This window comes from Nitrincola alkalisediminis, from assembly GCF_009821115.1.
GTDB classification, from domain to species: Bacteria; Pseudomonadota; Gammaproteobacteria; order Pseudomonadales; family Balneatricaceae; genus Nitrincola; species Nitrincola alkalisediminis.
Genome location: NZ_VYTY01000003.1, coordinates 312,696 through 338,540 on the forward strand (window position 1 = coordinate 312,696; position 25,845 = coordinate 338,540).

Genomic DNA, 25,845 nt, shown 5'->3' on the forward strand with positions numbered 1-25,845 from the left:
TATCAGGCTTTGTTCAGCAAAGTGCCTGCCCAGCCACCATAGGTTTTGGGTAAGGGAGGGGCGTAGGCATGGCGCTTCCCGGTCGCTAATCCGCAGCGTATCAGCATTTCGGCCATGCCCACCGCTGTGCTGACACCATCAATTACAGGAATGCCTAAAGCTGTTTGCAATCGTTGTGTTAAATCCGCCATTCCAGCACAACCTAAGACAATGACGTCCGCTTGTTCATTGTTCATGGCGGCCTGACAGGCGGTTAATATGCGTTGGTAGGCATCGGATTCAGGATTGTGCAGCTCTAATACGGCAATGTCGACGGCACTGATTCCGCCACAATGAGCCGTCATACCGTATTTGTGCACCAGATGTTCGCTAATGGGTAGAGTGCGTGCAAGGGTGGTGACAATACTAAACTTATGACCTAACAGGCTCGCGGTATGCATAGCCGCTTCCGCGATTCCAATAACCGGTGCGTTAGCCACTTCGCGTGCAGCATCTAAACCGGGGTCGCCAAAGCACGCCAAGATATGTGCTTGGCAGCCCGCTTTTTCCCCTTCGAGGACTTGTTCGATAACGCCCGTCGCAGCAACCAGCTCATCTAAATAGCCTTCAATGGATGCGACCCCCTCGCTGGGGTGGCACGCACGAAACATCGTGTCTGGGCTTGATGTCGATTTTGCTGCTTGGTGAATACAGTCCGTCATGGAGCCTGAGGTATTGGGATTGATAAGGTTGATGAGCATGGTTTTGTAATCCTGTATACAATATTGGTTTAAAGATATACAAAGATTGTATAAATTCCTAGATATTCACGTATAAATTTTTCTACCGGATTTTTCATTTTGTACCGGGTTGTCGGGCTTTTTCGCACGCTAAAGGTGCATTTTGGTAGATTTTGTATTGGTTTGGTGCAGATTTTGTGTGAAGTTAGATGTGAATAAGTTGAATGCACTTATGAATATAGGGTGTTCGGTTTGAGCAATGTCCTGATTTTATTGAATACAATTAAAAATACAAAAATAAATACATAATCTGGCACGCCCTGTGCAAAAAGCTCCTGTACGTTATCAAAGGAGCTTAACTATGAAATCGGTACCTTCTGTTGCAAAGACTTATTTGCGTTTTCCGCTTAAAGCGTTAACGGTTGCGAGCCTTGTTGCACTTCTGCCTTTAACGGCTCAGGCTCAAGGTGTGGTGCGAATCGGTATGACGGCGTCAGATATCCCTTTAACCTCGGGTGCACCTAACTCAGGTTTTGAGGGCGTTCGCTTTACGGGAATGACGCTTTATGATGCCTTGGTGAGCTGGGATTTATCTGTTGAGGATAGAGTGGCACCTTTAGTACCTCAGTTGGCGACTGAATGGACCGTTGATGAATCGGATCCACGCAAATGGACGTTTACACTGCGCCAAGGGGTAAAGTTCCACGATGGGTCTGAGTTCAATGCCGATGCGGTCTTGTTCAACTTCGATAAGATTTTTAACGATCAGTCTCCCCAGTACGATGCCCAGCAAGCGGCACAGGTGGTGGCGCGTTTACCTGCATTTGAGAGCATTCAAAAAATCGACGAGTACACCGTCGAAATTACCACCAAAACACCGAATGCCATGTTCATCAATCAGCTGCCCTTTATGTTTATGTCCAGTCCTGCGCATTGGGAAGCACTGGGTCGTGATTGGAAGGCCTTTGAGCAAAACCCTTCAGGAACAGGGCCTTTCAAGTTGGATCGATTGGTGCCGCGTGAACGTGCTGAGTTGATTCCGAACCATGATTATTGGAATGAAGCGCGTAAAGCACAGGCTGAACGGATCGTGTTAATACCAATTCCTGAAGCCAATACTCGCGCCAATGCCTTGCTGTCTCGCCAGGTTGACTGGATCGAGAACCCTCCTGCCGACACCTTGCCCATGCTCCAAAGCCGAGGCTATCAAATCACCAGCAATGGGTATCCCCATATTTGGCCTTGGCAATTTAGCTTCTTGGACGGCTCTCCTTGGTTGGATAAGCGCGTGAGACAGGCGGCTAATTTGGCCGTGGATCGTGAGTCGATACAGCAGCTACTCGGCGGTTATATGGTGCCTGCGCAAGGGCTGCTGTTGCCGGATGATCCCGCGTTTGGTGATCCAGATTTCAAAATCACTTACGACCCTGAAGCGGCAAAAGCTTTATTAGCAGAGGCGGGCTTTGGGCCAAATAATCCGGTGCAGGCTAAGGTGCTGATATCAGCATCGGGTTCTGGGCAAATGCAGCCTTTGCAAATGAATGAGTTGATTCAGCAGCAGTTGAAAGAGGTGGGCATCGAGATTAGCTTTGAAGTCTTGGTCTGGGAAACCTTATTTAATAACTGGCGACAAGGGGCGGCGGATCCTGCCTCACTGGGCGCACATGCCACCAACATTACCTTTGCAACTCATGATCCTTTTGCGGCATTAATCCGCTTTATGGATTCTAAAAACGTAGCGCCGGTTTCCCTGAACTGGGGGCATTACAAAAATGTTGAGGTGGATAGTTTGATTGCCGATCTGCAAACAGCATTTGATCCTGCCGAAAACCTGCGGGTCTATACCCAACTGCATGAAACCATCGTTGAGGATTCACCTTATCTATTTGTTGCCCACGATACGGGTCCAAGAGCTATGAGTGACAAGGTCAACGGGTTTGTGCAAGCCAAGAGTTGGTTCCAGGATCTGACCCCGGTACACATGAAAGACTAGTTATAGTCTCGGTCACCTAGGCGCTTGGTCTGCAAGCGCTTAGGGATACCTAGGAGAAGCGTATGTTTGCATTTATTATCCGGCGTTTTTTGTTCGCCATTCCGATAGCACTGGCGGTCGCAGCCGTGTGCTTTTCATTAGTGCACTTGGCGCCAGGTGATCCACTGACAGCTGTCATTCCGGCTGATGCCCCGGCTGAAGTCGTGATCGCCATTAAAGAAGCCTATGGCATGGATCGGCCTTTGATTGTTCAGTTTGGCTCATGGATACAGCGGGCGGTTCAGGGGGACTTGGGCGTATCCGTTGCCACTGGGCGTCCTGTAATGGGAGATATTGGATTAGCGTTGAGCAATACACTGACGCTTGCTTTTGCCTCTGCGTTTATCGGTTTTAGTGGTGGCATTTTACTCGGGGCATTAGCGGCATTTTACAATGGAACTTGGGTGGATAAAGTAGCCACCGCAGTGGCCATTACCGGTGTTTCTATCCCTCATTACTGGTTAGGTTTACTGCTCGTCATTATTTTTTCGGTGCAGTTGGATTGGCTGCCCTCAATGGGTGCAGGGCCTGGTGGTTCTTCGAACTGGCGTTGGGACTGGGCGCATTTGCAACATCTTGTTTTACCCGCCGTCACCATGTGTTTTATTCCGATGGGGATTGTGACACGTACGGTGCGAGCCACTGTATCCGAGATTTTGAACTCGGAGTTTGTCGTAGCATTGCAAGCCCGTGGTTTACGTGCCAGCCGCATCACACTGCACGTGGCTAAAAATGCAGCGCCAACAGTTCTGTCCGTCATGGGCTTGCAATTCGGTTATCTGTTAGGCGGTTCTATTTTAGTCGAGACCGTTTTTTCCTGGCCGGGCACTGGGTATTTATTAAATACGGCCATTTTTCAGCGGGATATCCCGTTGTTACAAGGCATTATTTTGGTATTGGCCATGTTTTTTGTGGCACTGAATTTATTGGTGGATGTTTTACAGACACTGATGGACCCACGTATTAAGCGAGGCTAAGCCCATGAATTCGACTACACAAAATCCAAGTGCTCAGGCATTTGCGATCGCGGCTGAAACGGCGGCCATTTCTAGAGGCTATTGGGCGACGGTTTGGATGCGTTTGAAGCGCGATAAAGTATCGGTTGCCTGTGCCTTGGTGCTGTTAAGTTTGGTCTTGATGGCCGTCTTCGCACCTTTACTGGCTCCGTATGATCCGGCGCAAGGCACTATGTTAAAACGACTCTCGGCGATTGGAACCACTGGACACTGGTTAGGCACGGACGAATTAGGCCGCGATATGCTGTCTCGCCTAATGTATGGCGGTCAAATGAGCTTATTGATGGGGCTCTTGCCTGTATTTATTGCCTTCTTGATTGGAACCAGCCTGGGTTTGGTGGCAGGATTTTTTGGGGGGTGGTGGAATACGTTGATCATGCGCACGACCGATGTGTTCTTTGCCTTTCCGGCTGTGCTGTTGGCCATTGCAATCTCGGGTGCCTTAGGGGCAGGCTTTGTCAATGCGATTTTGTCTTTAACTTTGGTGTTTATTCCGCCGATTGCGCGAGTGGCCGAGAGCGTCACCACCTCTGTTCGTAATCTGGACTTTGTTGATGCAGCACGCGCTTCGGGTGCCAACTCCTTTACGATTATTCGTGTACACGTGCTAGGGAATGTGCTGGGGCCTGTGTTTATTTATGCCACCAGTCTGGTGTCAGTGTGCATGATTTTAGCAGCGGGTTTGAGCTTTTTAGGATTGGGCGTCAAGCCTCCGGTCGCCGAATGGGGGTTAATGCTGAATACCTTACGTCAATCGATTTATGTGCAGCCTTGGATCTCCGTTTTACCTGGATTGATGATTTTTATCACATCACTGTGCTTTAACCTGCTCTCGGATGGATTACGGGGCGCAATGGATATTAAGAGGTAGCCGATCATGAGTGCTTTATTACGTGTACAGGATTTAAAAAAGCATTTTCCCATCGGAAAAGACCTGTTTGGACGTCCGACTCAAGTGGTGCATGCAGTTGAAAGCGTGAGTTTTGAGGTTGAGAAGGGGCGTACCCTCGGCATTGTCGGTGAGTCAGGTTGTGGAAAATCAACAACGGCGCGGCTGTTAATGCATTTGATCGAACCCGATGAAGGGCGTATCAGTATTCGTGGAAAAGAGTTTGGTAATATTGGAGGGCGCCATCCCGTTGCTCAGTTGCGCCGCCAAATGCAGATGGTGTTTCAGGACTCCTATGCCTCCCTCAATCCGCGCTTAACGATTGAAGACTCCATCGCCTTCGGTCCACAAATTCACGGAGTGAGTGAAACCTTGGCGCGACAGCAAGCGCGTGACTTGCTCGATAGAGTTGGCTTAAACCCCAGTGTGTTTATTCGTCGTTATCCTCACGAACTCTCGGGAGGGCAGCGCCAGCGAGTAAACATTGCTCGAGCCTTGGCGATCAAGCCCGAAATTGTGATTTTAGATGAGGCTGTTTCGGCCTTGGATAAATCGGTGCAAGCGCAGGTTTTGAATCTCTTGTCGGATTTGAAAAAAGAGTTTGAACTGACCTATTTGTTTATTTCACATGATTTGAATGTGGTGCAATACATCAGCGACGACGTGATGGTGATGTATCTTGGGCAGGTTGTTGAGTCTGGCCCGGTGGCGCAGCTCTATGAAAATCCAGCCCACCCTTACACACGCGCTTTGTTGAATTCGGTACCCGCGCAAACACCCGGTCAATCGAAAAACTATATCGTGTTAGAGGGCGATCCACCGAATCCTATCGCTCCACCTAAGGGGTGTCGTTTCCACCCACGTTGTCAGTTCGCAAAAGCTATTTGTGCAGAGAAAGAGCCCGACACAGTGAAGGTCTCAGGCAGTCATAAAGCCGCCTGTTTTAAATTGCCTGGCAGTGCCGACCATCAAACCTATATCCGTTTACAGGAGGTGAGCCATGAACCCCGTTGTTGAGGTCAAGAATCTGAATGTTACGTTTAAGGGAGAAGAAGGGTCAATTTTTGCTGTTAATGATGTCAGTTTTGATTTGGCAGCAGGTGAAACCTTGGCCTTACTCGGTGAGTCGGGTTGTGGTAAAAGTGTGACGTTAAAATCACTCATGCGGCTGCATCCCATGCATAAAACTCAGATTGAGGGACAGGTGCTGGTTGAGGGGCAAGACGTACTGAAGATGAAGTCCAAGGCTTTATCTGAGATGCGCGGCAAAACGGTGTCGATGGTCTTCCAAGAGCCCATGTTGGCGTTTGATCCCGTCTTTACCGTTGGTGATCAGATTGCTGAGTCGGTGATGCGTCATGAACGCATCAGCTATAAAGACGCAAGGCAACGAGCCTTGGAAATGCTGGATCGCGTGCGAATTCCTTCTGCCGCGAAGCGCTTAGATGCGTACCCACATGAAATGTCAGGAGGCATGCGCCAACGGGCGATGATCGCATTAGCCCTCGCGTGTAAGCCGCGTGTATTGCTTGCGGATGAACCGACGACGGCCTTAGACGCGACGGTTCAAATTCAGGTGCTGTTGTTACTTAAAGAGCTGCAGCGCGAATTGGGCATGAGTATGATTTTTGTCACCCATGATGTCGGTGTGGCGATTGAAGTGGCGGATCGAACGGCGGTGATGTACGCAGGACGTATTATTGAGCAGGGTCCTGTGCAAGCGGTGTTGTCAAAACCATGGCACCCTTATACACAGGGGTTATTGGGGGCTACTGTGCATCCGGGCATGGACCGCAACCAGGCGTTACCTGCAATACCGGGCGCGCCTCCGCAATTGATCCGACGAATCGACGAATGTGCTTTTGCGCCACGTTGTGCTCAAGCCTCATCCCGTTGTTTATCACCGCTGCCCAGCGTCAATACACTGACTCCGCGTTGGACGCGCTGTATTCATGCGGATGTATCTCAGGCATAGGATTGCGTAGAATAGGGGGCTTGTAAGGCGTGCTCTTCCAGCCAAGGTCTTAGGGGAAAATTGTGGTTAAAGTAAAAATGCCTCCGGTCAGCGACAATCAAAGCATTTATGATTTGATGTTCAGTGCCATTGCCAATCGTAAACTGCCACCTGGTCTTAAGCTCTCGGAAGAGCGCCTATGTCGAGTATTTGGGGTGAGTCGAACGCGCTTGCGGGAGGTTTTTTTTCGTTTAGCGCAGGATCGTATTATCACGCTTAAGCATAACCGAGGGGCGTATGTGGCCCGACCGAGCGCTAAAGAAGCCAGTGAAGTGTTTGCTGCGCGTCGTGCGATTGAGGTCTCCGTGGTTGAGGTGCTCGCACAAGCACCGGAGCAACGTGTGATAACACGGCTTCAGCAACACCTTAAGGATGAAAGCCGTGCGCGCGCGGCAAAAGACCACGGTCGTTTAACTCAGTTGACGGGTGATTTTCATTTGCTCTTGGCTGAGTTGACGGGCAACAGTCTGTTTTGCGATATCGTTCGACGCTTAACGGCGCTATCGAGCCTGATCATTAGCCTCTATGACTCGCCGAATGCAGCTGCTTGCAAGGATGATGAACACAGTGCGATTGTCTCTGCCATCGCTGCAGGTGATGCCCATGCTGCACGGCGCTTGATGCTTGAGCATTTGGATCATGTTGAAAAATCACTGAAAATCGATGAAGAGGATCAAGAGGATTTTGACATTGAATCGGTGTTTCAAGAAATGTTGGGTTGAGTCCGTAGCGTTTAACACGTGATATCCATCAGTAGATCCCCTCTATTCGGTGAACCGCTTGTTACTTCTCGATTCTGAACAGGGAGTTATTCCGACAGTAAAGCGGGTTTCGAAAACAGATACCCCTGGAACTGATAGCACCCGAGTTCAAGGAGTCGTTCACGTTGGTACTCAGTCTCGACGCCTTCAGCAATCACAGATAAGCCAAGGTTGCGCCCTAGGTCAATAATGGTTTTGGCCACTGCGGCATCACGCGTGTGTTTGTCTAGATTACGGACAAAGCGTTGATCAATTTTGAGTTGATCTAAGGGGAGGTTGGTCAGGCGATCCAGCGATGAATAACCGGTACCAAAGTCATCCAGTGAAAAACGTATTCCTTTTGTTTTTAATAGCAAAAGAATATCGATGATTTTATCAAGATCACTGATCAACATACTCTCGGTGATTTCAAGCTCCAGATGATCAGCGGGGGCCTGAGTTTGATCCAATAGACTGATCACCTGTTGAGCGAATTTAGGGTCTTGAAATTGGACGGCGCTGATGTTCACGGCAATACTGAGATGCTGTTTGTCGGGGAGCGCTTTCCATTGCGCCAGTTGTTCACAGGCGGTTTTGAGAATCCATTGACCTAGAGGAATGATCAGCCCTGATTGCTCCGCTTGCGGAATAAAGTCTGAGGGTGGGATGACAACCCCTTCACGCACCCAGCGCACCAAGGCTTCGTACCCGATGATTGAGCCATCTGCATCATGCTGCGATTGATAGTAGAGGCAGAACTCTTGGGCATCGAGCCCTTTGCGAATACCCGCCTCAAGTTCGGTGCGCTTATCCGCTTGCTCTTGCATTTCAAAATCAAAAAATCGAATCTGATTCCGTCCAGCTTTTTTGGCATCGTACATTGCCAGCTCTGCTTGTTTTAGGCCATCAACGGCACCCTTCTTCGCATCTGAAAAGAGCGAAACGCCCATGCTGATACTCGATATATAGGCTTTGGAGTTAATCACGAAGGGTTCAGAACACGCATGTTTTACACGCACAAGGGCGCGTTGAATATGGTCTAAGATATTGATTGCTTGGGACGCGGTTAACTCGGCGATGATGACAAACTCATCTCCGCCAAAGCGGCCTAGGGTTTGGTTGGCGCGCAGCTGTTTTTTGATGTTTTTAGCGATATGTTTGAGGTATTGATCGCCCGTATCATGGCCAAAACTATCATTAAGGTCTCTAAAGTTGTCTAGGTCGATCATGACAATAAAGCCATGTATGGAAGGTTGATCCTCGGTTTTCAGGATCTTTGACAAATGCTCCACGATAAACTTTCGGTTGGGTAGGCCGGTGAGCAAGTCAAAGAAAATGAGCTGATGCACTTCTTCCTGATACTGAGTTTGCAATGTGATATCGGTTGAAATACCACATATGCCAGTGATTTCGCCCTTTTCATTTCGTAAAGGCGTTTTGATTGATAAAAACGTCACGGGGGTGTCTTCATTCTGGATACGATTCCGCTCCTCTTCGATGATTCGCTCTCCCTGCGTGAGCACACGTCGATCGAAGTCATGGATGCTGGCGGCGGTGTCTGCATCAAAAAAATCACACGCGGTTTTTCCAATAATGTCTGATTCCTTGGTTTGAAAACGTTGGCAAACAGATTTGCTAACATAGGTGTATCGGAATTCGTCATCCTTGATGTATACATAAGTGTCTAAGTTTTCAAGGATCACTGATAAGTGTTGATGAGTGGTCATCAGTGCGGATTTGAAGTGACGAGCTTGTTTGCGCAGACTTTTAATTAACCAACTGCTCAGGACTAAGACTGCAATCAGCACCGCTAAGGTGACCCATACACTCGTTGGAATAAAGGGCTGAATTTTGGCGGGTTTCCAGCCACTGATTACCTGATGATAAAAGGATTGCGGCGCGGCTTTCCACTCGCGCAACCAATGATCAATACGAGAGAGTGTTTGTGTATTTTGTGGCCATTGTGGATTCGCCGCGAAATACAGGCCTGTCGCGCCAAACATAATGCTGGTTTCTGTCATACCATAGGCATCGGCATGCAAACTGCCAAATAAATGGTTGGTCACTAACCCATCCACGCGTTGCTCTTTTACTGCATATAAACCTTCAACAAGGGTTTCCACTTCTAGCAGGTGAATGACGATACCAAATTCGTTCATCATTTGTTCTAGGTATCGTTGTTGCACAGAGCCTGCTAATACGGCTAGCTGCTTCTGGTTAAGATCGAGAATTGAATCGATCTGTTGCGATTGATGCTGAAACACCTGTGACCAGCTGTGTAAAACGGGTTCTTCGTGAAAGGCAAACAGAGCACGTCGTTCCGCGTTGGGTGCGACGTCTGGGAGCAGGTTGATTCGATTCTGTTGAAGAAGCGCTAAGCAATCTTCCCACTGGCAGGCAACGGGCTCAATTGTCCACTGTTCTTGGCGAGCGATTTCGAGCAATAGATCACCAAAAATACCTTTAACATCCCCTTGCTCAGATAAAAACAGTTTAGGTGGATTATGATAAACACCGAGTTTGATGGTGGAGGCCCAAGTGTTGGTCACGCCCAACAGGATTAGACAATAAGCGAGGTATTTAAGCATCTTCCAACCTGATCCATGTGTTTCACTCTCACTCAGTATAGTCTTTAATCATAAATCCTCTAATGATCTGGTGATTGTGGATTGATCAAGTGGCCCAAATACGGGGAATGCACGCAGGCTTTCCGATGATGTCGGGTCGTACCTCAGACCAGACTCGGGTCAGCAGCGCCATAAGCGCTTCTGTCTGATGGCCCAACACTCGAACCACCAATAACGAGTCCAATAAGGTCACAGCGCTGATCAGGTGCGTTTCGTTTTGCATGAGTGCTTGAACACTTGAGAGAAGAGCCTCAGACGCAGGATAGAGTAGCATCGTGGCTTGCATCGGGTAGCCGTGCATACCAGCAAGTGAGGATTGCTGAGAGTCTCCCTCACTTAACAGGTGTTCAATGAGTAAGGGTGCCCCATCGACTAACAGTTGGGTGGAGGCCATTAATTGACCCTGAGTAAATCGCTCGTGAATTACTGGCCGTCCCAGGCACATAATTTCCCAGCCGATGAATCGCGAATCAGGGTGCAGGTTTATCTGAGTGCTAATCCTGACCTGACTGTCGGGGAAAAAAATATTTTCCTGTGGAAACCATTCTAAGCAGGCACCTGCAGCAAGGTGCAAATGCTGACGATAGGTCGCTAGGCGTCCACCCGAACGATAGAACTTAGTCGCCCCTGGGGTGGTGATTAAGGTATGGGCCTTTTCTTCAACCTGTACGTGGACATCCAACTGATCGCTGCCAACCACTCCTCCTGGCGGATGTAGAAGGTAGGTGTGGCAGACGTCATTTTCAGGATAAAACGCGCGTTGAACGGATAAAGGGCCCTGACGCTGACAGCGAACTAAGCGTGTTTTCGCATATCGGTGGGCATAGGTAAGCTCGATCCGTGCTTTCCAGCCGGAGGAAACTTCCAACCTTGCCTCAGGAGCAGAAACTACGCTCAAGTCAGTCATGTTTAGGACCTTTTCGGTGATATCAACATTTGGGTAAAAAGAGCGCTTTATTTCGCGTCTAACATGCCTTGTTTAATAACGAAATCAATTATAACGTCCAAACCCGTACCGACTTTGAGGTTGGTGAAGACATAAGGACGGTTGGGACGCATACGTTGGGTATCCGCCTCCATTACTTCTAAGCTGGCACCTACATAAGGCGCAAGGTCGATTTTATTGATGACCAACAAGTCAGACTTCGTAATACCGGGGCCGCCTTTACGTGGGATTTTTTCACCTTCGGCAACGTCAATCACATAAATAGTAAGATCCGCCAGTTCTGGGCTGAAGGTGGCACTCAGGTTATCACCGCCACTTTCGACAAAGACAACATCCAGATCTTTGTGCAGTCTTGCCAACTCCTCTACAGCGGCTAAGTTCATCGAGGCATCTTCACGAATCGCCGTATGCGGACAGCCACCCGTTTCAACGCCGACAATGCGATCAGCGGGTAATGCTTCAGCACGGGTGAGTATTTTGGCGTCTTCTTGGGTGTAAATATCATTGGTGACCACGGCGATGCTGTATTTATCACGAATGGCCTTACACAGCACTTCCAATAAGGCTGTTTTGCCAGAGCCCACTGGGCCGCCGACACCAATACGTAAAGGCGATTTGTAATCACTCATAATGCTTTCCTGATGGGTAAATTAAGAACGAAATAATCGGGTATATTGTGTTTCATGACGCGCACTCGCGATGGCCAGCGCAGGCGTCGAGCCCGCAACATGCTCATCAGTAATGCTTAAGGACAGTTCCACTAGCTCAGGTAACTGCTCGGATAGGTCGAGGAGCACACGTTGCCCGCTGGTCTGGCCCAAGGGAACCAGCTTTACACCAGCCATCACCGAGTTTTCTAGCCAGCTCCAAAGATACCCTGTGCACAAATCCTCGATAGGAATTCGCCAATGGTGTGATGCCAAGGCCATTCCTGCTAGCTGAGTTATATCAATCGCGGGTTGGATATCGGGCGTAATCTCGATGCCCAGTGAGGGCAATAAAACGCCCAGTGCTTTACCACGTTGGCGCTCTTCGGCTCTGAGTTCCGAAGTTTCTCGGCTTGCATATAAATAGCGAGACCAGTGGAGGATTGATGTCACATCCTCATTGTCCATGGCATGGCGTAAGCGAATCAGCACGGGCAGCTCAAGGCGGGCCACACTCAAGTGCAGCACGCCTTCTAGCCATTGTTGTAGGCTTGCTTGATCCTTGACCCAACCGGCTTCCACCGCCCACTCCAGTCCTTGCGAATAGGTGAATGCACCAATCGGCAAGGAGGGGCTAATGAGCTGATAAAGTCTTAGATGGGCCAGCATGGATTTAGCCCAATACTGCGATCAGAGCTGCGGCAGCCGCACTGCCCGCACCGAGCCACTTAGGCTGAAAGGTTTTACCCAAGGCAAAGCCCGTCGCCATGATGAAACTCGCCATGATTAACATGCCAGGCATGAAACTGAATACGCCTTCTGCGGGCATTTCAAGTCCATGCGCCCAGCCATGAAACATGACCAGCACTAATGAGGCGATCATGGGTAACCAGCCTTTCGCAGAGAAAAAAAGCGCGGCTGCGATCAGAAACATCGAAGCTAGAATAACCATCTCAATGCCTGCGCTAATCTGTGTGATTAAGCCTAATACGGCCCCAGCAAACAGAATGCCCAGCGTGCCAATGTATAGTTGCGTCCGCCCTTTGCGAGATTGCCAAGCGCCGAGCATGCCGATACCCAGCAACATGACGAGGTGATCTAGCCCTGTGAGTGGATGCAACAAGCCAGACGTGAATGCATGGCTTGCATGCTCATGGCCGGGATGGGCAAGCACCAAGGGTGACATGAGCATGAGTCCTAAGAGAGCGGGGACAGTATAGGTCGTTTTCATACGAGAGTCCTTTGCTGAGCAATTAATGAGAATGTGGCGTGTCGTCATGCGAATGCGCGTGGTGATGTCCACTGCTTTCACTGCTATAAGCTCCTGCTTCGGGTTCAAAGGGCTGTTGTTCACAAACAACGTCGGCCCCGAGTCCCCGCACCATATCGTCTAAGACGTGATCATGTTGATAGCACACAAACCCTAATTCGATTTGCAAAGGAACATGACGATTGCCTAGATGATAGCTGACGCGAGCAAGTAACAAGGGGTCATCGGTGCTTACCTTTGATACCCACTCAGGAGATGCCTTGACTTCAATGATCTCGCCACACTCAGTGCGTAAGCGATCCCCTCCACGCAGAATTAATCCACGAGGTAAAAAAAGTCCGGCATCTCGCCCATCATCCAAGGTCACCTTAAGACGACTACGAATGCGTTGATCGATACTCAAGCTTAAGCTCGCTGAAGCCTGAGGCTGATCGTGCAGTTTTTCGGTGATACGTAACATAGTGTTTCCATCTCTTTATGCACTTTACTTTTTCTATGAAAAGTTTCTGTGAATTCTTTTAAAACAAGTAGTAACGCTGAGCCATTGGTAGCTCCGTCGCAGGCTCGCAAGTCAATAACTGACCATCGGCTCGCACCTCATAGGTTTGCGGATCCACATCAATTTTAGGTTGGTAAGCGTTATGGATCATCTTGTCTTTGGTTGCCGTTCGGCAGTTTTTAACCACACCGATCAAGCTTTGCAGGCCAAGCTTTTCAGGAATTCCTTCAGCAACCGCCGCTTGCGACAAAAATAGCATTGAGGTTTGCTGGCTTGCTTTACCGATTGCACCAAACATCGGCCTGAAATGCACAGGCTGAGGGGTGGGAATCGAAGCATTTGGATCGCCCATCGGCGCCATCGAAATCAATCCACCTTTGATGATAAGGCTGGGCTTCGTGGCAAAAAAAGCAGGCTTCCACAACACCAAATCTGCGAGTTTACCCACCTCAATCGAGCCCACCTCATGGCTGATACCATGGGCAATTGCTGGATTAATGGTGTATTTGGCGATGTAGCGTTTGATTCTGAAGTTGTCGTTTTGCTCGGAGTCTTCTGGAAGAGGACCGCGTTGCACACGCATCTTGTGTGCAGTCTGCCAAGTCCGAGTAATCACTTCACCCACGCGCCCCATGGCTTGAGAGTCGGATGAAATCATCGAAAAAGCACCCAAATCATGCAGAATGTCTTCAGATGCGATGGTTTCACGGCGAATACGTGACTCGGCGAAGGCAACATCTTCGGCGATGGCCGGATCAAGATGGTGGCAGACCATCAACATATCCAAATGCTCATCGACCGTATTAATCGTATAGGGACGCGTGGGGTTGGTCGAAGAGGGCAGAACATTCGACTCACCGCAGGCTTTAATAATATCGGGCGCATGGCCACCGCCAGCACCTTCGGTGTGGTAGGTGTGAATAACTCGACCATTAATTGCGGCCAGGGTGGATTCAACAAAGCCAGACTCATTCAGCGTGTCGGTATGGATGGCCACTTGTATATCCATCTCATCCGCCACACTTAAGCAGCAATCGATGGCTGCCGGAGTTGTGCCCCAGTCTTCATGGAGCTTTAATCCCATTGCGCCCGCTTGAATTTGCTCGCGCAGCGCTTCAGGTAAGCTCGCATTGCCCTTGCCTAAAAAGCCGAGGTTGATGGGTAAGCTGTCACCTGCCTCCAGCATGCGATACATGTTCCAAGGCCCTGATGTACAGGTGGTGGCGTTGGTTCCCGTTGCAGGGCCCGTGCCGCCGCCAATCATGGTGGTGACGCCTGAGCAAAGGGCTTCGTCAACCTGTTGTGGGCAGATAAAATGAATATGGGCATCAATGCCGCCAGCGGTGAGTATTTGGCCTTCTCCTGCGATTACCTCGGTGCCAGGGCCAACGACAATATCGACGCCGGGTTGGGTATCGGGATTGCCTGCTTTGCCGATGGCTTGAATGCGTCCATTCTTGATCCCGACGTCGGCTTTGACGATGCCCCAATGATCGATAATCAACGCATTTGTAATGACAAGATCGACGGTAAATTCAGACACCGATTGTGCTTGTCCCATGCCATCGCGAATGACTTTTCCGCCACCAAATTTGACTTCATCACCATAGATGGTGAAGTCTTTTTCAACTTCCAGCCAAAGCTCGCTATCCGCTAGACGTAACTTGTCCCCCGTTGTGGGACCAAACATTTCGGCATAGGCTTGCCGTGAAATACTTGCCATTGAAGCCTCCCGTTGTCTTATAGACTGCCCATGATTTTGCCTTGAAATCCATACACCTTGCGATCACCTGCATAGGCAACCAGTTCGACGGTGCGACTTTGCCCTGGCTCAAAACGCACCGCTGTGCCAGCGGCGATATTCAAGCGAAAGCCTCGTGTCTTTTCGCGATCAAATTGCAAGGCATCATTGGCTTCATAAAAATGATAATGAGACCCCAGTTGTATGGGACGATCGCCTGTATTTGCAACGCTTACGCTCAGGGTTTCGCGGCCAACATTCAACTCAATGTCACCAGGCAGGACTTTCATTTCACCCGGAATCATGTGCTACTCCTCAGACAATAGGATCATGGATAGTGACGAGCTTGGTCCCATCCGGAAAGGTCGCTTCAATCTGAACTTCAGGAATCATCTCGGCGATCCCGTCCATTACATCTTCGCGAGTTAGCAGGGTACGGCCGTAATCCATCAGTTCAGCAACTGTGCGTCCGTCTCTGGCACCCTCCATAATTGCGGCACTGATGTAAGCGATAGACTCAGGATAGTTGAGTTTTACTCCGCGTGCTTTGCGACGTTCGGCCACTAAAGCCGCGGTGAAAAGTAAAAGTTTGTCTTTCTCGCGGGGTGTTAATTCCATAACCTAGTCTCGGTTGAGGTCCGGCATCGGACGATTAATCAACGAGTCAAAAAGACTTGCTTAAGTATGCCTTTGATTTAGCAAAGAGCGTGCCATGACCCATGACGGCGCATCAGGCTCTTTCTGCTCTTTTTCGGTGCGAAAATTGCACCAAAATCATGCATTTAAAAATGTTCTTGATAGATTTTGGTGCGGTGTTTCTTTGCCAATGAGAGGGCGCTCATGTGAATTACTTTACAGCAAAGCAATCCACATAGGGTGTTGATAACTTAAAGCTTTAACAACTCGGCAACATAATCGGCATCTTTGTCGCCACGCCCGGAAATATTGATCAAAATGGTTTTGTCTTTACTTAAGGTCGGCGCAGTACGAATCGCCCAAGCAACCGCATGAGAGCTTTCAAGCGCTGGGATAATGCCTTCTACACGAGACAGCATCATATAGGCATCTAAACACTCTTGGTCCGTTGCTGTGGCATACTGCACACGGCCTAGGTCTTTTAAATAGGAGTGTTGGGGGCCAACGCCAGGGTAGTCTAACCCAGAGGCAATGGAATGAACGGGCATCGGCTCGCCGTCTTCAGTTTCTAAGACGTAGCACTTCATACCGTGAATTTGTCCTGGTTTACCAAGCGTTAGGGTCGCCGAATGTTGATCTGTATCCAGTCCTTTTCCTGCAGGTTCAACCCCAACCATTTGAACATCTTCATCGTTCAAAAACGCAGTAAAGAGGCCAATCGAATTACACCCGCCGCCAACACATGCGGTCAGATAGTCAGGCAACTTGCCAAAGCGGCTGAGGAACTGCTCTCTTGCTTCTTCACCTATGACGGATTGGAAGTCTCGCACCATTTTTGGGAAGGGGTGAGGACCGACAACAGAACCAATGGCGTAGATGTAGTTTTGTGGGTCTTTTAAGTACTCTTCAAAGGCGCTGTCGACTGCATCTTTTAAGGTCGCGGTTCCGCGTGTCACAGGGATCAGCGTACAGCCTAGGATTTTCATTTTGACAACGTTGGGGTGTTCTTTTTCAATATCGACCTGTCCCATGTGAATTTCGCAGGGAATACCCACCAATGCACAGGCCGTTGCCAAAGCAACGCCATGTTGTCCTGCACCGGTTTCGGCAATCACTTTGGTTTTACCCATGTACTTTGCTAGTAAGGCTTCGCCTAAGCAGTGGTTAACCTTGTGTGCGCCGGTATGGTTTAAGTCTTCACGCTTCAAAAAGATTTGCGCCCCACCGAGTTTTTCGCTCAAACGACGTGCATGAAAGAGCGCACTTGGACGGCCAATGTAGTCTGCAAACAGTGTTTTTAACTCGTCTTGAAACTCGGGCATCTGTCGAATTTCTTCGTAGGCCTTGTCTATATCATTCATCACCGCTTGCAACTCGGGTGGAATAATCTGCCCACCGTATTCACCAAAATAGCCTTGAGCATCAGGCATGGGGCCAAATTCTAACTTACTCATGTACCTATCCTTTAAAAATTATAATGGCAGAGCGAGGGGCTCATGCTGTGAGTTAATCATCTTTAAATGAAGCGGGAAGAGCAAGCGTCTTGGTGAAATTATCCTTATGAATGTTGTGGCTAGTGGTGGGGGTGGGAGAAAGGTATTTTGCTTTGGAGTCTTCCACGCACAATGATTCGACCAGCGGTGAAAGAGACTTCTTCCCTGACCTGTGTGTTTAAATCCCAGCCTGCCTGCTCAAGTGCTGGGTTGATGAACTTAGTGCAAATATCCCGTTCCGTGAGCGATTTTTTGTCCATATCCACTATCTCGCGTTTGATGATTAGCGCTTGATTAAAAACAGTTTCGTCGTAGTTAAGAGTAACTCAATAGAAGGGATTTCTGAAGTGTGGGTGTGGATTAGCTGTTCAAAGACCAAAAGTATGAAGGTTATTATTGGCAATTCTTCAAATACGTAAGCGGTATTCGGTAGTTTGGTTTAATCCAGATGTATGGTTTTGTCGCAGGAATAATTCGGAACGCAATGCGTTCCAATTTAGGATTTTTTAGCTATTTAAACAGGCTTGAAGTGTTCAGTTTATGCAGTGCATAAACATCAAGTGGTGGCTCTTATCTGATAATTGAGTTGCCAAAAACTCAAAATTCATCCGAGCAATCAAAACCTGATCAAAACTTTCTGCATACGCTGATAATAATTAAATATTTGATAAATATGATTTATTTTTTTGTAACCGATCTGTGATTCATCCATTTCGTAGCCAAAATCAAAACCCAATCAAATCTTCCTAACCTAGGCCCAAAATGGAACATAACCTGAACGTGGCGCAGAAGGATCAGCAACTCGAATTAGCTTAGCTTCGATAGCTTGACGGATGACTGAAGAAGCCTGAGCCGCATTTTGAGGCTCAATTCCTAGCCGTTCTCTAAGCGTTGAATTAGTCAACTTTTCTCCAGATAGATACTTCAATGCTGCATGCTGGTAACAAGCCCTAACTCGTTCTTGAGGTGTCATATCTGCAAACCGGCGTGGAGCGTACAGTACCACTCGAACAGCATCACCTTCCTTGCGGAAATCCGGGGGAGGTAATTGGTGGAGCTCTACAGCAACGATCACTTTATCAATTCCAGTGCCTTGCTCTTCACACAATCTCATGCGCCGCATAAGAGCAGCCAGCGCCTCATTACGAGAGCGGGGCGGAAAATCAAGGAAGCGCTCAGGTTGTACTAAAGGTTGCCCTGGATTAGTAATCTCAATACGATCAGAGAACATTTCTACCAAAGGTCCTGCACCTGTAATGGTCATATCTTGATGAATCAATGCATTGGCTACGAGTTCACGAATAGCGATGGCTGGATACAAAGGCCGCTCTTCTCTAAAGGCCTTTCCTATGAATTCATTGCGTGGCATCAGCCCATCAATGTGATCGATCAGCCCGGTAAATCCTGTCGCGTAACCTTTTTGTCCATCCTGTCGATGTGTAACCGTATCGGCACGGCTTAAACCATCATAGGCAACGAAGCGAACCGCCTTCCGTGCTAATGAAGGAGAAAAGTCGGCCAGACGCTTTGCAAACAAAATCGCTCCTAGATTGGTGACATTCCAGCGTCCACCCACATCTTCCTGTATCAGATGGTCTGCCCGAAGCTTGTCGAATATGCCTGCTCTATTATCTGGCAAGGGCTGTCCGGTTAGTTCAAAGTACACGGTATAGTCCAGACGGCTAAGCACATCATCACTGCTCAAGAATTGGGCGGCTAGAGCACTCTCCCAAGTATAGGGCTGTAGTTTTGTCCATAATGCTTTTAGGCGTTCAGGATGATCAGACAAACGAGGTGTTGCACTACCGATGCGGATATAGGCTTGGCGATCAAATTCTACTGGGCTGTTGTTAGCTGCGGGCACCTCTAAAAGTACTAGACGTGAGCCTCGGTAATCCACCTCTGAAAAATTGAAAGCTATTGCTGGCTGTAGGTGCTGTGAAAGCCACATCTCAAGCGGTTGATTATTTTGTTTTTGGCTTGAGGGTTCAAAATAAGTGCCTATTGCCTGGTGATCGGCATCTCTTATTCCCCAGAGCATATAAGCAAAGTGTTTGTCGACTAACCTAGCTGAATTCGACAATGCTGAGATCCGCTTACCTATCATCTCTGCATCTGAATTGTTCTCCTTGAACTCAACCCATGTGGTCTCAGCTGGTAGGGCAAGTAATTCATCAATCAACGCCAAAGTACGAGTATCAGTCACGGCTTAAAATCTCAATATTTATTGATGTTGATGATGGTTTCAGAAGCTTTAAATTAACGTTTCTCATTGTAAGGCTCTCTGCCTTTTTTACTATTCATAGTTGGGTTTGTTGTCATTTCAGTGTAAAGATCGGACAGCTTTTCCAAACGTTCAGTATTGTTTCTGAACCAGCGGCCAATGAAGATACGCTCCAAAACCTCATCCTTTTGCTCGTCAGCTTGTCTGACATTGATTCTGGATTATAGAGATCGGCAGCGCTTCTGGCACGCTTAATACGCTCTCCTGTCATATCGATCTCGGTTTATGCAAAATAAAAACTATTCATAATTGTAAGCTGGGTAAGCAAGTTTCACTAGCTGCTAAGATCGGTATAGCAACTGTCAAGTAATCCTTGATAGTTGAGATCGCCAGTTCAATGAACTTACAGTCATTTATCAAGGATTGCTCTACAACTGACCACGTTAACACAAATTATTTAAGCCTAAGCTATCAGCTTAGGGGGTACTTCACAATTTTGTACTAAGGTTACTCGTTTCCAATCAGTTAGCGCAATGGCGTCGTGAATTCGCGGCTGAAGGTGTGAAAGGCCTTTAAAAGTCACAGCCAGGACCAGCAGCGAGTCAGACCCCAGAACAAAAACGGATAGAACAGCTGGAGAAAGAAAATGCACGTCTTCGACATCAGCTCGACGTAAAAGACAGCTGTATCATGCTCCAAAAAAAACGATGGCTTTAGTCGAAGCCTTGGAGCAAGGGAACGACTCATGATGCTTGTTCAAGAAAGCGTGGTGAGTATTTATCTCTCTATGTCGTGATGGATCTGTTTAGCCGTTACATTGTAGCTTGGATGCTTTCACGTAAAGAGAAAAGCGCACTCGCTTCACAACTCATTCAAGAAGCGTCTGATCGTTATAGGATTGAGGCAATCTGCTGGAGCTTGACATAAATAGTGTGCCGTCTAGTAATACGATACTTTTTGATGAAATGTAAAGCTATGGAATAGTTTTGCCGAATGCACAGGGAAAGGCAGTGTGGAATTGACTGCTCCCAACCATCAATTACTCCCATTCCTTTAAGATCCAGACCAAAATGAATGAAACAGAGTAGGCTGTTGACTCATGTTGCAAGCTGTTATATTTCATTTAGGCTTCTGCTAAAGAGGAGGTGCCATCATGGCAACAACATCGTTTGACAAGTGCTTTGTGGTCACAGATCAGGAATCTATTGAGCGCATTTATTATGACTTGGCGCACCCTCGCTTGATCAAGGTCGCCAAGTGCGACTACAAGGCCGAAAGCGCGAAGGGATTAAAGTTATTAAAACAACGATTGTCCAAGTCGGAGACCTTTTGGGTCTCATCTTCTACACGCAATAAACGACGGTAGTGTGTCCAGCTTAATTTGGAACTCAGTGCGTTCCAAATTGGAAAAATTTGATAAAGACTGCGCGTATAATCTAAGTTTCTGGCCTCAAAGCCTTTACCAAATTCAGCAGACAGTTGCTTTGATAGGTGTGTAACTCAGTGCCATATTCAGCACGGTTTTCAGCGTGAGTACCAACCCATTCAATCATTGCGTTACCCTTTTGATAGTGCACCTTGACGACAAGCCGAAAATGATTGCGCTTGAATTGGATAAAGCACCCAGTAAATAGTATAAAAGCAAAAAACTATAGGTTCCCAGTAGAAAAAATATATCTAAATTGGGCCTTTTGAGACGCTCATCAACTCTATAAGGAGATATTTGTGAAAGGAAGTTGCTTGTGTGGAACGATAGAATATGAGATTACCTCACTTGATATGCCAATCATTTTTTGCCACTGCAAAACCTGTCGAAAAGCACATGCTGCACCTTTCGCGCCGACCGCTGGTGTGCTGAGAGAGAACTTTCGATGGTTGCGCGGAGAGAATAAGCTTTCGAGCTTTGAGTCCAGCCCTGGAAAAATACGGCATTTTTGTTCGGTCTGTGGCACTCATTTAGTCGCAGAAAGGCCTGGCCAACCGCACGTTATTCTGCGGGTTGCTACCTTGGATGAGGATCCAGGCTTAAAACCAGAAGCGCATATTTGGACCGATCATGATGTGGAGTGGCTGGAGTATGAAGGTATCCCCAGTTATAAAGAGTGGCAGCCAGGTCGTTGATTGATGCATTTAATAAAGCAAAAGCACCAAGTAATGCAGGCCTAGATGCAGTTAAATTTACCGACAAGAGAGGTATTAAGTGATTATAAGGAAAATGGAAGAGACGGATCTTGAAGCCGTAAGTGCGATTTGCATTGCATCTTTTACTCGCTCTGTCGCAGATAGCTTGTCTGAGCAAGGGATTGCAACCTTCACAAGCATTGCAGCCAGTGACGCATTCTTAGCAAGAATGAATGGCGATAACATGATGCTAGTCGCAGAAAGGAGTGGGGAAGTTCAGGGTGTAATTGAGCTCAAAGAAGGACGGCATGTTGCAATGCTATTCATTTGTCCTGATCACCAGAAGAAAGGGATCGGTAAGGCTTTGCTGGCAGCAGCTTTAAAGCATGCAAGAGCTGAAACCGTAACGGTAAGAGCTTCTTTGTCTTCGGTTCCTGCATACATAAAGTATGGTTTCAAATGCAGTGGCGACATAGGCGAGTTTGCGGGTTTGGTTTATCAGCCTATGGAAATAGCGCTTAAGTAAATGCAGTTGACCGCTAATGAGTCCAGCTGAATTCGGGACGCAGTGCGTCTCGAATTGAAAAGGTTTGATAAAAACGGCGCATATAATGCACCATTCTAACTTCAAGACCTTTGCCAATACTGCAATGATTAGAATCCTGCCAGCTTGTTTGGTATCATCATCTGGGTGTCCGCACGCAGGTAAAAACTCTGGTTACCTGCTATTTTCGATACATAATTGACCCATGTAAACTTAACAAAAATGCGACACGGGTTTTGCTCCTTTGTCTGGGGCCTAGTCTGTTGCTTAATCAAAGATGAGATAGGAATGCATCGCACAATAAAAATAGCAGGAAGCTTGCTGGTCGTCGCCGCAGTTGTATTTGGCGCTTATCAGCTTATTACCCGTACGCCAATTGCTAGCAGTATTTCACCGGGTACGCAGATTGATGAATTAAATGGCGTGGGTATTTACTATAACGGCGGGGTCAACCAGTCTTACGGTAGAAATTTAACGGCTTCCGGCTATAACCTTGGCATCAAGTACCAGTGTATTGAGTTTGTAAAGCGCTATTACTATGAGAGGTTCGACCATCAGATGCCGGATTCTTATGGTCACGCCAAAACATTCTTTGATCAAAACTTGCCGGATGGCGCTTTAAACAAACAGCGGGCTTTGCTGCAATACCGAAACGGAGGCACTAGCATGCCTGCCCCAGACGATATTATCGTGTATGCTCCGTCGCTGTTTAATCCCTATGGTCATGTGGCTATTGTCGCGCAAGTAAACGCGTATGCTGTGATTATTGCGCAGCAAAATGCGGGACCCATTTACTCGTCCAGAGAAGCCATTCCTCTTGTGCGTCAAGGTAGCAACTACCGAGTGGACAATAACAGGGTGTTGGGTTGGTTGCGTTTACCTGATCAATAAGCCCTCAGCCATCCAGCATGACTTGACTGATGATTTTGAGTCCAGGCTAACACCTTTATAAAAACTCAAACCATAAAACAAATACGAGCCGTATTGAGTACAGGACAAGGAAATCGCCCAGTACTCAATCGACTCTAAATCAACAGTCTGCAAAGTGCGTATCCGCTAACCTCTTATACCGTCAAATACTGCTTAATCAATGCCTCATCAAGTGTTGGCATATCGCCTTCAGCCACCTTACGCCCACGGTCGAGAATGCAAAAGCGATCTCCAACTTTACGGGCAAAGGGCAGTTTTTGCTCGACCAGCAACACTGTGAGTCCCATTTCACGATTGAGCTTGCGAATGATATCGCCGATTTCCTGCACCACGTTCGGCTGTATCCCTTCTGTCGGCTCATCGAGAATCAGAAGTTTAGGGTTCACCACTAACGCACGACCGATGGCGAGCTGTTGCTGTTGCCCGCCGGATAAATCGCCGCCACGACGGTTCATCATCTGTGCCAGAACGGGAAAGAGGTCAAAGATATAATCGGGAATCTTGCGCTGCCCGCGTGGCAATACAGGTAACCCGATTTGTAGATTTTCTTCCACGGTCATGAGTGGAAAAATCTGCCGTCCTTGAGGCACATAGCCGACCCCTAAACGAGGGCGTTGTTCGACTGAGACTTTCACCAAGTCATGTTCACCTGCGAGCACAATGCTACCAGTTTTGACTTTTTGATGGCCCATAATGCATTGCAGCAGAGTGGTTTTACCCACGCCATTACGACCCATTAATACGGTGCATTGCCCCTCGGGAATCTGCATGTCGACATCCCAGAGGGTATGACTTTGACCGTAAAATTGATTAAGTCCCTGAATTTTAATCATGTTTATTCTCCCAGATAGACTTCAATCACTTTGCGGTTATTCTGAACTTGATCCATGCTGCCCTCAGCCAACACGCTGCCTTGATGCAACACTGTCACGGTACGATCTTTGCCCGCTAAGTGACGAACAAAGTCCATATCATGCTCGACTACGACCACTGAGTGCTTACCCGAGAGCGAAATCAGCAGCTCCGCTGTGCGGTCCATTTCTTGATGCGTCATCCCCGCAACGGGTTCGTCGACCAACAAGAGGCGAGGGCGTTGCATCAGTAGCATGCCAATTTCCAGCCACTGTTTTTGACCATGAGAAAGGCTGCCCGCTTGCAAGAGGGTTTGCTCTTTTAAGCCAATAATCTCCAACACTTCATCAATGCGATCACTCTGTTCACCCGTTAAGCGCGCGGTCAGAATACTAAACACCTTACGCTCTTCAGGCATAGACAGAAGCAGGTTGTCACGCACACTCAAAAACTCAAATACGGTGGGTTTTTGGAATTTACGGCCAATGCCTGCTTGGGCAATGGCTGGCTCATCCATCTCCAATAGGTTAATGGTTTGCCCAAACCAGGCAGACCCCGTATCGGGTTTAGTTTTTCCGGTAATGATGTCCATCATCGTGGTTTTGCCCGCGCCATTGGGACCGATAATGCAGCGTAACTCACCGTCATTGATGTAGAGGTTCAGGTTATTAATGGCTTTAAAACCATCAAAACTGACTGATAAGCCTTCCAAGTAGAGCAAGACATTTTTGCTGACGTTCAGTGTGGGGGCTTGTTGAGTGTGCATGAACGAGAAGACACGGTTTTTGTCTTTTATTTCATCGAGTAAGCGTGCTTGGCTCATACGCTGGCCTCCTTACGACGAAACAGACCGGCAATCCCCTTGGGTAAAAACAAGGTGACTAGCACGAAAATAGCGCCCAATGCGAACAACCAGACATCTGGTAATTCGGTGGTGAACCAGGTTTTGGCGTAGTTAATAAACAAAGCACCCGCAACCGCACCGTAGAGCGTTGCACGGCCACCGACAGCGACCCAGACCACAATTTCAATTGAGTTCAGTGGTGAAAACTCGTTCGGATTGATAATGCCGACTTGCGGAACATACAACGCGCCCGCAACCCCAGCAATCATGGCTGATAGGGTGAATACCCACAGCTTGACGTTTTCAACACGGTAGCCCAAAAAGCGTGCACGCGACTCGGCATCACGCACGGCAACACAGACCTTGCCCAGTCGGCTTTGGATGACGGCACGACTGATTAAATAGCCCAGAGCTAAGGCAACCGCTGAGGCGACAAACAACCCAACTTTGGTTTCACGCGCTTGCAAGCTAAAGCCTAAAATATCTTTAAAGTCCGTTAAGCCATTATTGCCACCAAAGCCCATTTCATTGCGGAAAAAAGCCAACATCAGGGCGAAGGTTAAGGCTTGCGTGATAATGGATAAATAGACGCCAGATACGCGCGAACGAAAGGCCAAGGCACCAAAAATAAACGCCAATAGGCCAGGCACCAGTATGATCAGGATGGCTGCGAACCAAAATTGATCTAAGCCCGTCCAGTACCAAGGCAAGCTGTCCCAGTTCAAGAACACCATGAAGTCTGGGAGCTCGGGATGTCCGTAGACTCCCCGCTCGCCGATCTGACGCATCAGATACATGCCCATGACATAGCCACCGAGCGCAAAGAACGCCCCATGACCTAGCGTTAAGATACCAAGGTAGCCCCAGACTAAATCAACGGACAGTGCCAAGAGTGCTAAGGTCAAGTATTTGCCGAGCAGCGCCACCGTGTAGGTGGGAATATGCAAGGCATGATCAGGGGGTAAGGCATTGAGCATGGGGACTGCAATAATGGCAATCGCCAGTAGCAGTAGCAATATCTGCCCACCCCGATCTTCTTTAATAAGATTCCATAACATCAT

General features: G+C 48.1%; 25 protein-coding genes and 1 pseudogene. 9 read left to right on the forward strand and 17 right to left on the reverse strand.

Going from position 1 to position 25,845, the window contains the following annotated elements; translation table 11 throughout:
- Nucleotides 1-2 precede the first annotated feature (2 nt).
- Nucleotides 3-740 (reverse strand): aspartate/glutamate racemase family protein, encoded by a 738-nt coding sequence (locus F5971_RS06935; protein WP_193494533.1) that lies wholly within the window; start codon nt 738-740, stop codon nt 3-5.
- A gap of 340 nt (nt 741-1,080) precedes the next feature.
- Between F5971_RS06935 and F5971_RS06940 the strand changes: the two genes are divergently transcribed.
- The 6 genes from F5971_RS06940 (at nt 1,081) to F5971_RS06965 (ending at nt 7,392) form a co-directional block, all read left to right on the forward strand.
- Complete coding sequence (locus tag F5971_RS06940; protein WP_036510914.1) at nt 1,081-2,712, forward strand: ABC transporter substrate-binding protein; 1,632 nt, start codon at nt 1,081-1,083, stop codon at nt 2,710-2,712.
- A 62-nt stretch (nt 2,713-2,774) separates the two neighbouring features.
- On the forward strand, nt 2,775-3,728 hold the full coding sequence (locus F5971_RS06945) for an ABC transporter permease (RefSeq protein ID WP_036510910.1): 954 nt from the start codon (nt 2,775-2,777) through the stop codon (nt 3,726-3,728).
- Between the two features lie 4 nt (nt 3,729-3,732).
- Complete coding sequence (locus tag F5971_RS06950; RefSeq protein WP_193494534.1) at nt 3,733-4,638, forward strand: ABC transporter permease; 906 nt, start codon at nt 3,733-3,735, stop codon at nt 4,636-4,638.
- Nucleotides 4,639-4,644: 6 nt separating this feature from the next.
- Nucleotides 4,645-5,673 carry an ABC transporter ATP-binding protein gene (locus F5971_RS06955; protein ID WP_051514401.1) on the forward strand — a complete coding sequence of 343 codons (1,029 nt, stop codon included), beginning with the start codon at nt 4,645-4,647 and terminating at the stop codon, nt 5,671-5,673.
- Nucleotides 5,657-6,631 (forward strand): ABC transporter ATP-binding protein, encoded by a 975-nt coding sequence (locus F5971_RS06960; RefSeq protein ID WP_193494535.1) that lies wholly within the window; start codon nt 5,657-5,659, stop codon nt 6,629-6,631. The genes F5971_RS06955 and F5971_RS06960 overlap by 17 nt, the downstream gene beginning before the upstream one ends.
- Before the next feature lie 62 nt (nt 6,632-6,693).
- Nucleotides 6,694-7,392, forward strand: coding sequence for a GntR family transcriptional regulator (locus F5971_RS06965; protein WP_223116280.1), 699 nt, complete (start codon nt 6,694-6,696; stop codon nt 7,390-7,392).
- Nucleotides 7,393-7,478: 86 nt separating this feature from the next.
- Here F5971_RS06965 and F5971_RS06970 read toward each other — a convergent pair whose 3' ends face one another.
- From F5971_RS06970 to F5971_RS07030, 13 genes and pseudogenes are all read right to left on the reverse strand, one after another.
- On the reverse strand, nt 7,479-9,998 hold the full coding sequence (locus tag F5971_RS06970) for an EAL domain-containing protein (protein ID WP_193494536.1): 2,520 nt from the start codon (nt 9,996-9,998) through the stop codon (nt 7,479-7,481).
- Between the two features lie 85 nt (nt 9,999-10,083).
- Nucleotides 10,084-10,944, reverse strand: a complete 861-nt coding sequence (locus F5971_RS06975; RefSeq protein ID WP_193494537.1) for an urease accessory protein UreD — start codon at nt 10,942-10,944, stop codon at nt 10,084-10,086.
- 47 nt (nt 10,945-10,991) lie between these two features.
- On the reverse strand, nt 10,992-11,612 hold the full coding sequence (gene ureG, locus F5971_RS06980) for an urease accessory protein UreG (RefSeq protein WP_193494538.1): 621 nt from the start codon (nt 11,610-11,612) through the stop codon (nt 10,992-10,994).
- A 21-nt stretch (nt 11,613-11,633) separates the two neighbouring features.
- Nucleotides 11,634-12,299: an urease accessory protein UreF gene (locus F5971_RS06985; protein WP_193494539.1), complete on the reverse strand. Its 666-nt coding sequence runs from the start codon at nt 12,297-12,299 to the stop codon at nt 11,634-11,636.
- A gap of 4 nt (nt 12,300-12,303) precedes the next feature.
- A complete protein-coding gene (locus F5971_RS06990) occupies nt 12,304-12,861 on the reverse strand; it encodes a HupE/UreJ family protein (RefSeq protein WP_036510892.1) in 558 nt (185 codons plus the stop codon).
- Between the two features lie 22 nt (nt 12,862-12,883).
- Nucleotides 12,884-13,360, reverse strand: coding sequence for an urease accessory protein UreE (gene ureE / locus F5971_RS06995; RefSeq protein WP_036510889.1), 477 nt, complete (start codon nt 13,358-13,360; stop codon nt 12,884-12,886).
- A 58-nt stretch (nt 13,361-13,418) separates the two neighbouring features.
- On the reverse strand, nt 13,419-15,122 hold the full coding sequence (ureC, locus tag F5971_RS07000; RefSeq protein ID WP_193494540.1) for an urease subunit alpha: 1,704 nt from the start codon (nt 15,120-15,122) through the stop codon (nt 13,419-13,421).
- A 17-nt stretch (nt 15,123-15,139) separates the two neighbouring features.
- Nucleotides 15,140-15,445, reverse strand: coding sequence for an urease subunit beta (locus F5971_RS07005; RefSeq protein WP_193494541.1), 306 nt, complete (start codon nt 15,443-15,445; stop codon nt 15,140-15,142).
- 10 nt (nt 15,446-15,455) lie between these two features.
- Nucleotides 15,456-15,758, reverse strand: coding sequence for an urease subunit gamma (gene ureA / locus F5971_RS07010; RefSeq protein ID WP_036510880.1), 303 nt, complete (start codon nt 15,756-15,758; stop codon nt 15,456-15,458).
- A gap of 269 nt (nt 15,759-16,027) precedes the next feature.
- Nucleotides 16,028-17,230 carry a tryptophan synthase subunit beta gene (gene trpB, locus F5971_RS07015; RefSeq protein ID WP_036510877.1) on the reverse strand — a complete coding sequence of 401 codons (1,203 nt, stop codon included), beginning with the start codon at nt 17,228-17,230 and terminating at the stop codon, nt 16,028-16,030.
- Between the two features lie 790 nt (nt 17,231-18,020).
- On the reverse strand, nt 18,021-19,475 hold the full coding sequence (locus F5971_RS07020; protein ID WP_036510872.1) for an ATP-binding protein: 1,455 nt from the start codon (nt 19,473-19,475) through the stop codon (nt 18,021-18,023).
- Between the two features lie 1,281 nt (nt 19,476-20,756).
- Nucleotides 20,757-20,981 (reverse strand): annotated as a pseudogene (locus F5971_RS18810) (DUF1016 N-terminal domain-containing protein); the annotation flags it as partial.
- Nucleotides 20,930-21,130, reverse strand: coding sequence for a type II toxin-antitoxin system HigB family toxin (locus F5971_RS07030; protein WP_081763812.1), 201 nt, complete (start codon nt 21,128-21,130; stop codon nt 20,930-20,932). The gene F5971_RS07030 and the pseudogene F5971_RS18810, both read right to left, overlap by 52 nt.
- Before the next feature lie 88 nt (nt 21,131-21,218).
- Between F5971_RS07030 and F5971_RS07035 the strand changes: the two genes are divergently transcribed.
- The 3 genes from F5971_RS07035 to F5971_RS07045 all read left to right on the forward strand — a co-directional run bounded on the left by F5971_RS07035 (nt 21,219) and on the right by F5971_RS07045 (nt 23,049).
- Nucleotides 21,219-21,614 carry a GFA family protein gene (locus tag F5971_RS07035; protein WP_036510862.1) on the forward strand — a complete coding sequence of 132 codons (396 nt, stop codon included), beginning with the start codon at nt 21,219-21,221 and terminating at the stop codon, nt 21,612-21,614.
- A gap of 79 nt (nt 21,615-21,693) precedes the next feature.
- Nucleotides 21,694-22,140 carry a GNAT family N-acetyltransferase gene (locus F5971_RS07040; protein WP_202806850.1) on the forward strand — a complete coding sequence of 149 codons (447 nt, stop codon included), beginning with the start codon at nt 21,694-21,696 and terminating at the stop codon, nt 22,138-22,140.
- 306 nt (nt 22,141-22,446) lie between these two features.
- Nucleotides 22,447-23,049, forward strand: coding sequence for a CHAP domain-containing protein (locus F5971_RS07045; protein ID WP_036510857.1), 603 nt, complete (start codon nt 22,447-22,449; stop codon nt 23,047-23,049).
- A gap of 173 nt (nt 23,050-23,222) precedes the next feature.
- On the opposite strand, the gene urtE is transcribed toward F5971_RS07045, so the two are convergent.
- Genes urtE through urtC form a run of 3 tightly spaced genes read right to left on the reverse strand, consistent with a single transcriptional unit; the run spans nt 23,223 to nt 25,845 of the window.
- Nucleotides 23,223-23,921: an urea ABC transporter ATP-binding subunit UrtE gene (urtE, locus tag F5971_RS07050; RefSeq protein ID WP_036510854.1), complete on the reverse strand. Its 699-nt coding sequence runs from the start codon at nt 23,919-23,921 to the stop codon at nt 23,223-23,225.
- A 2-nt stretch (nt 23,922-23,923) separates the two neighbouring features.
- The gene (gene urtD / locus F5971_RS07055; RefSeq protein ID WP_036510852.1) at nt 23,924-24,763 is read right to left on the reverse strand and encodes an urea ABC transporter ATP-binding protein UrtD; all 840 of its coding nucleotides are present in this window, start codon (nt 24,761-24,763) and stop codon (nt 23,924-23,926) included.
- Nucleotides 24,760-25,845 (reverse strand): urea ABC transporter permease subunit UrtC, encoded by a 1,086-nt coding sequence (gene urtC / locus F5971_RS07060; RefSeq protein ID WP_089503623.1) that lies wholly within the window; start codon nt 25,843-25,845, stop codon nt 24,760-24,762. The genes urtD and urtC overlap by 4 nt, the downstream gene beginning before the upstream one ends.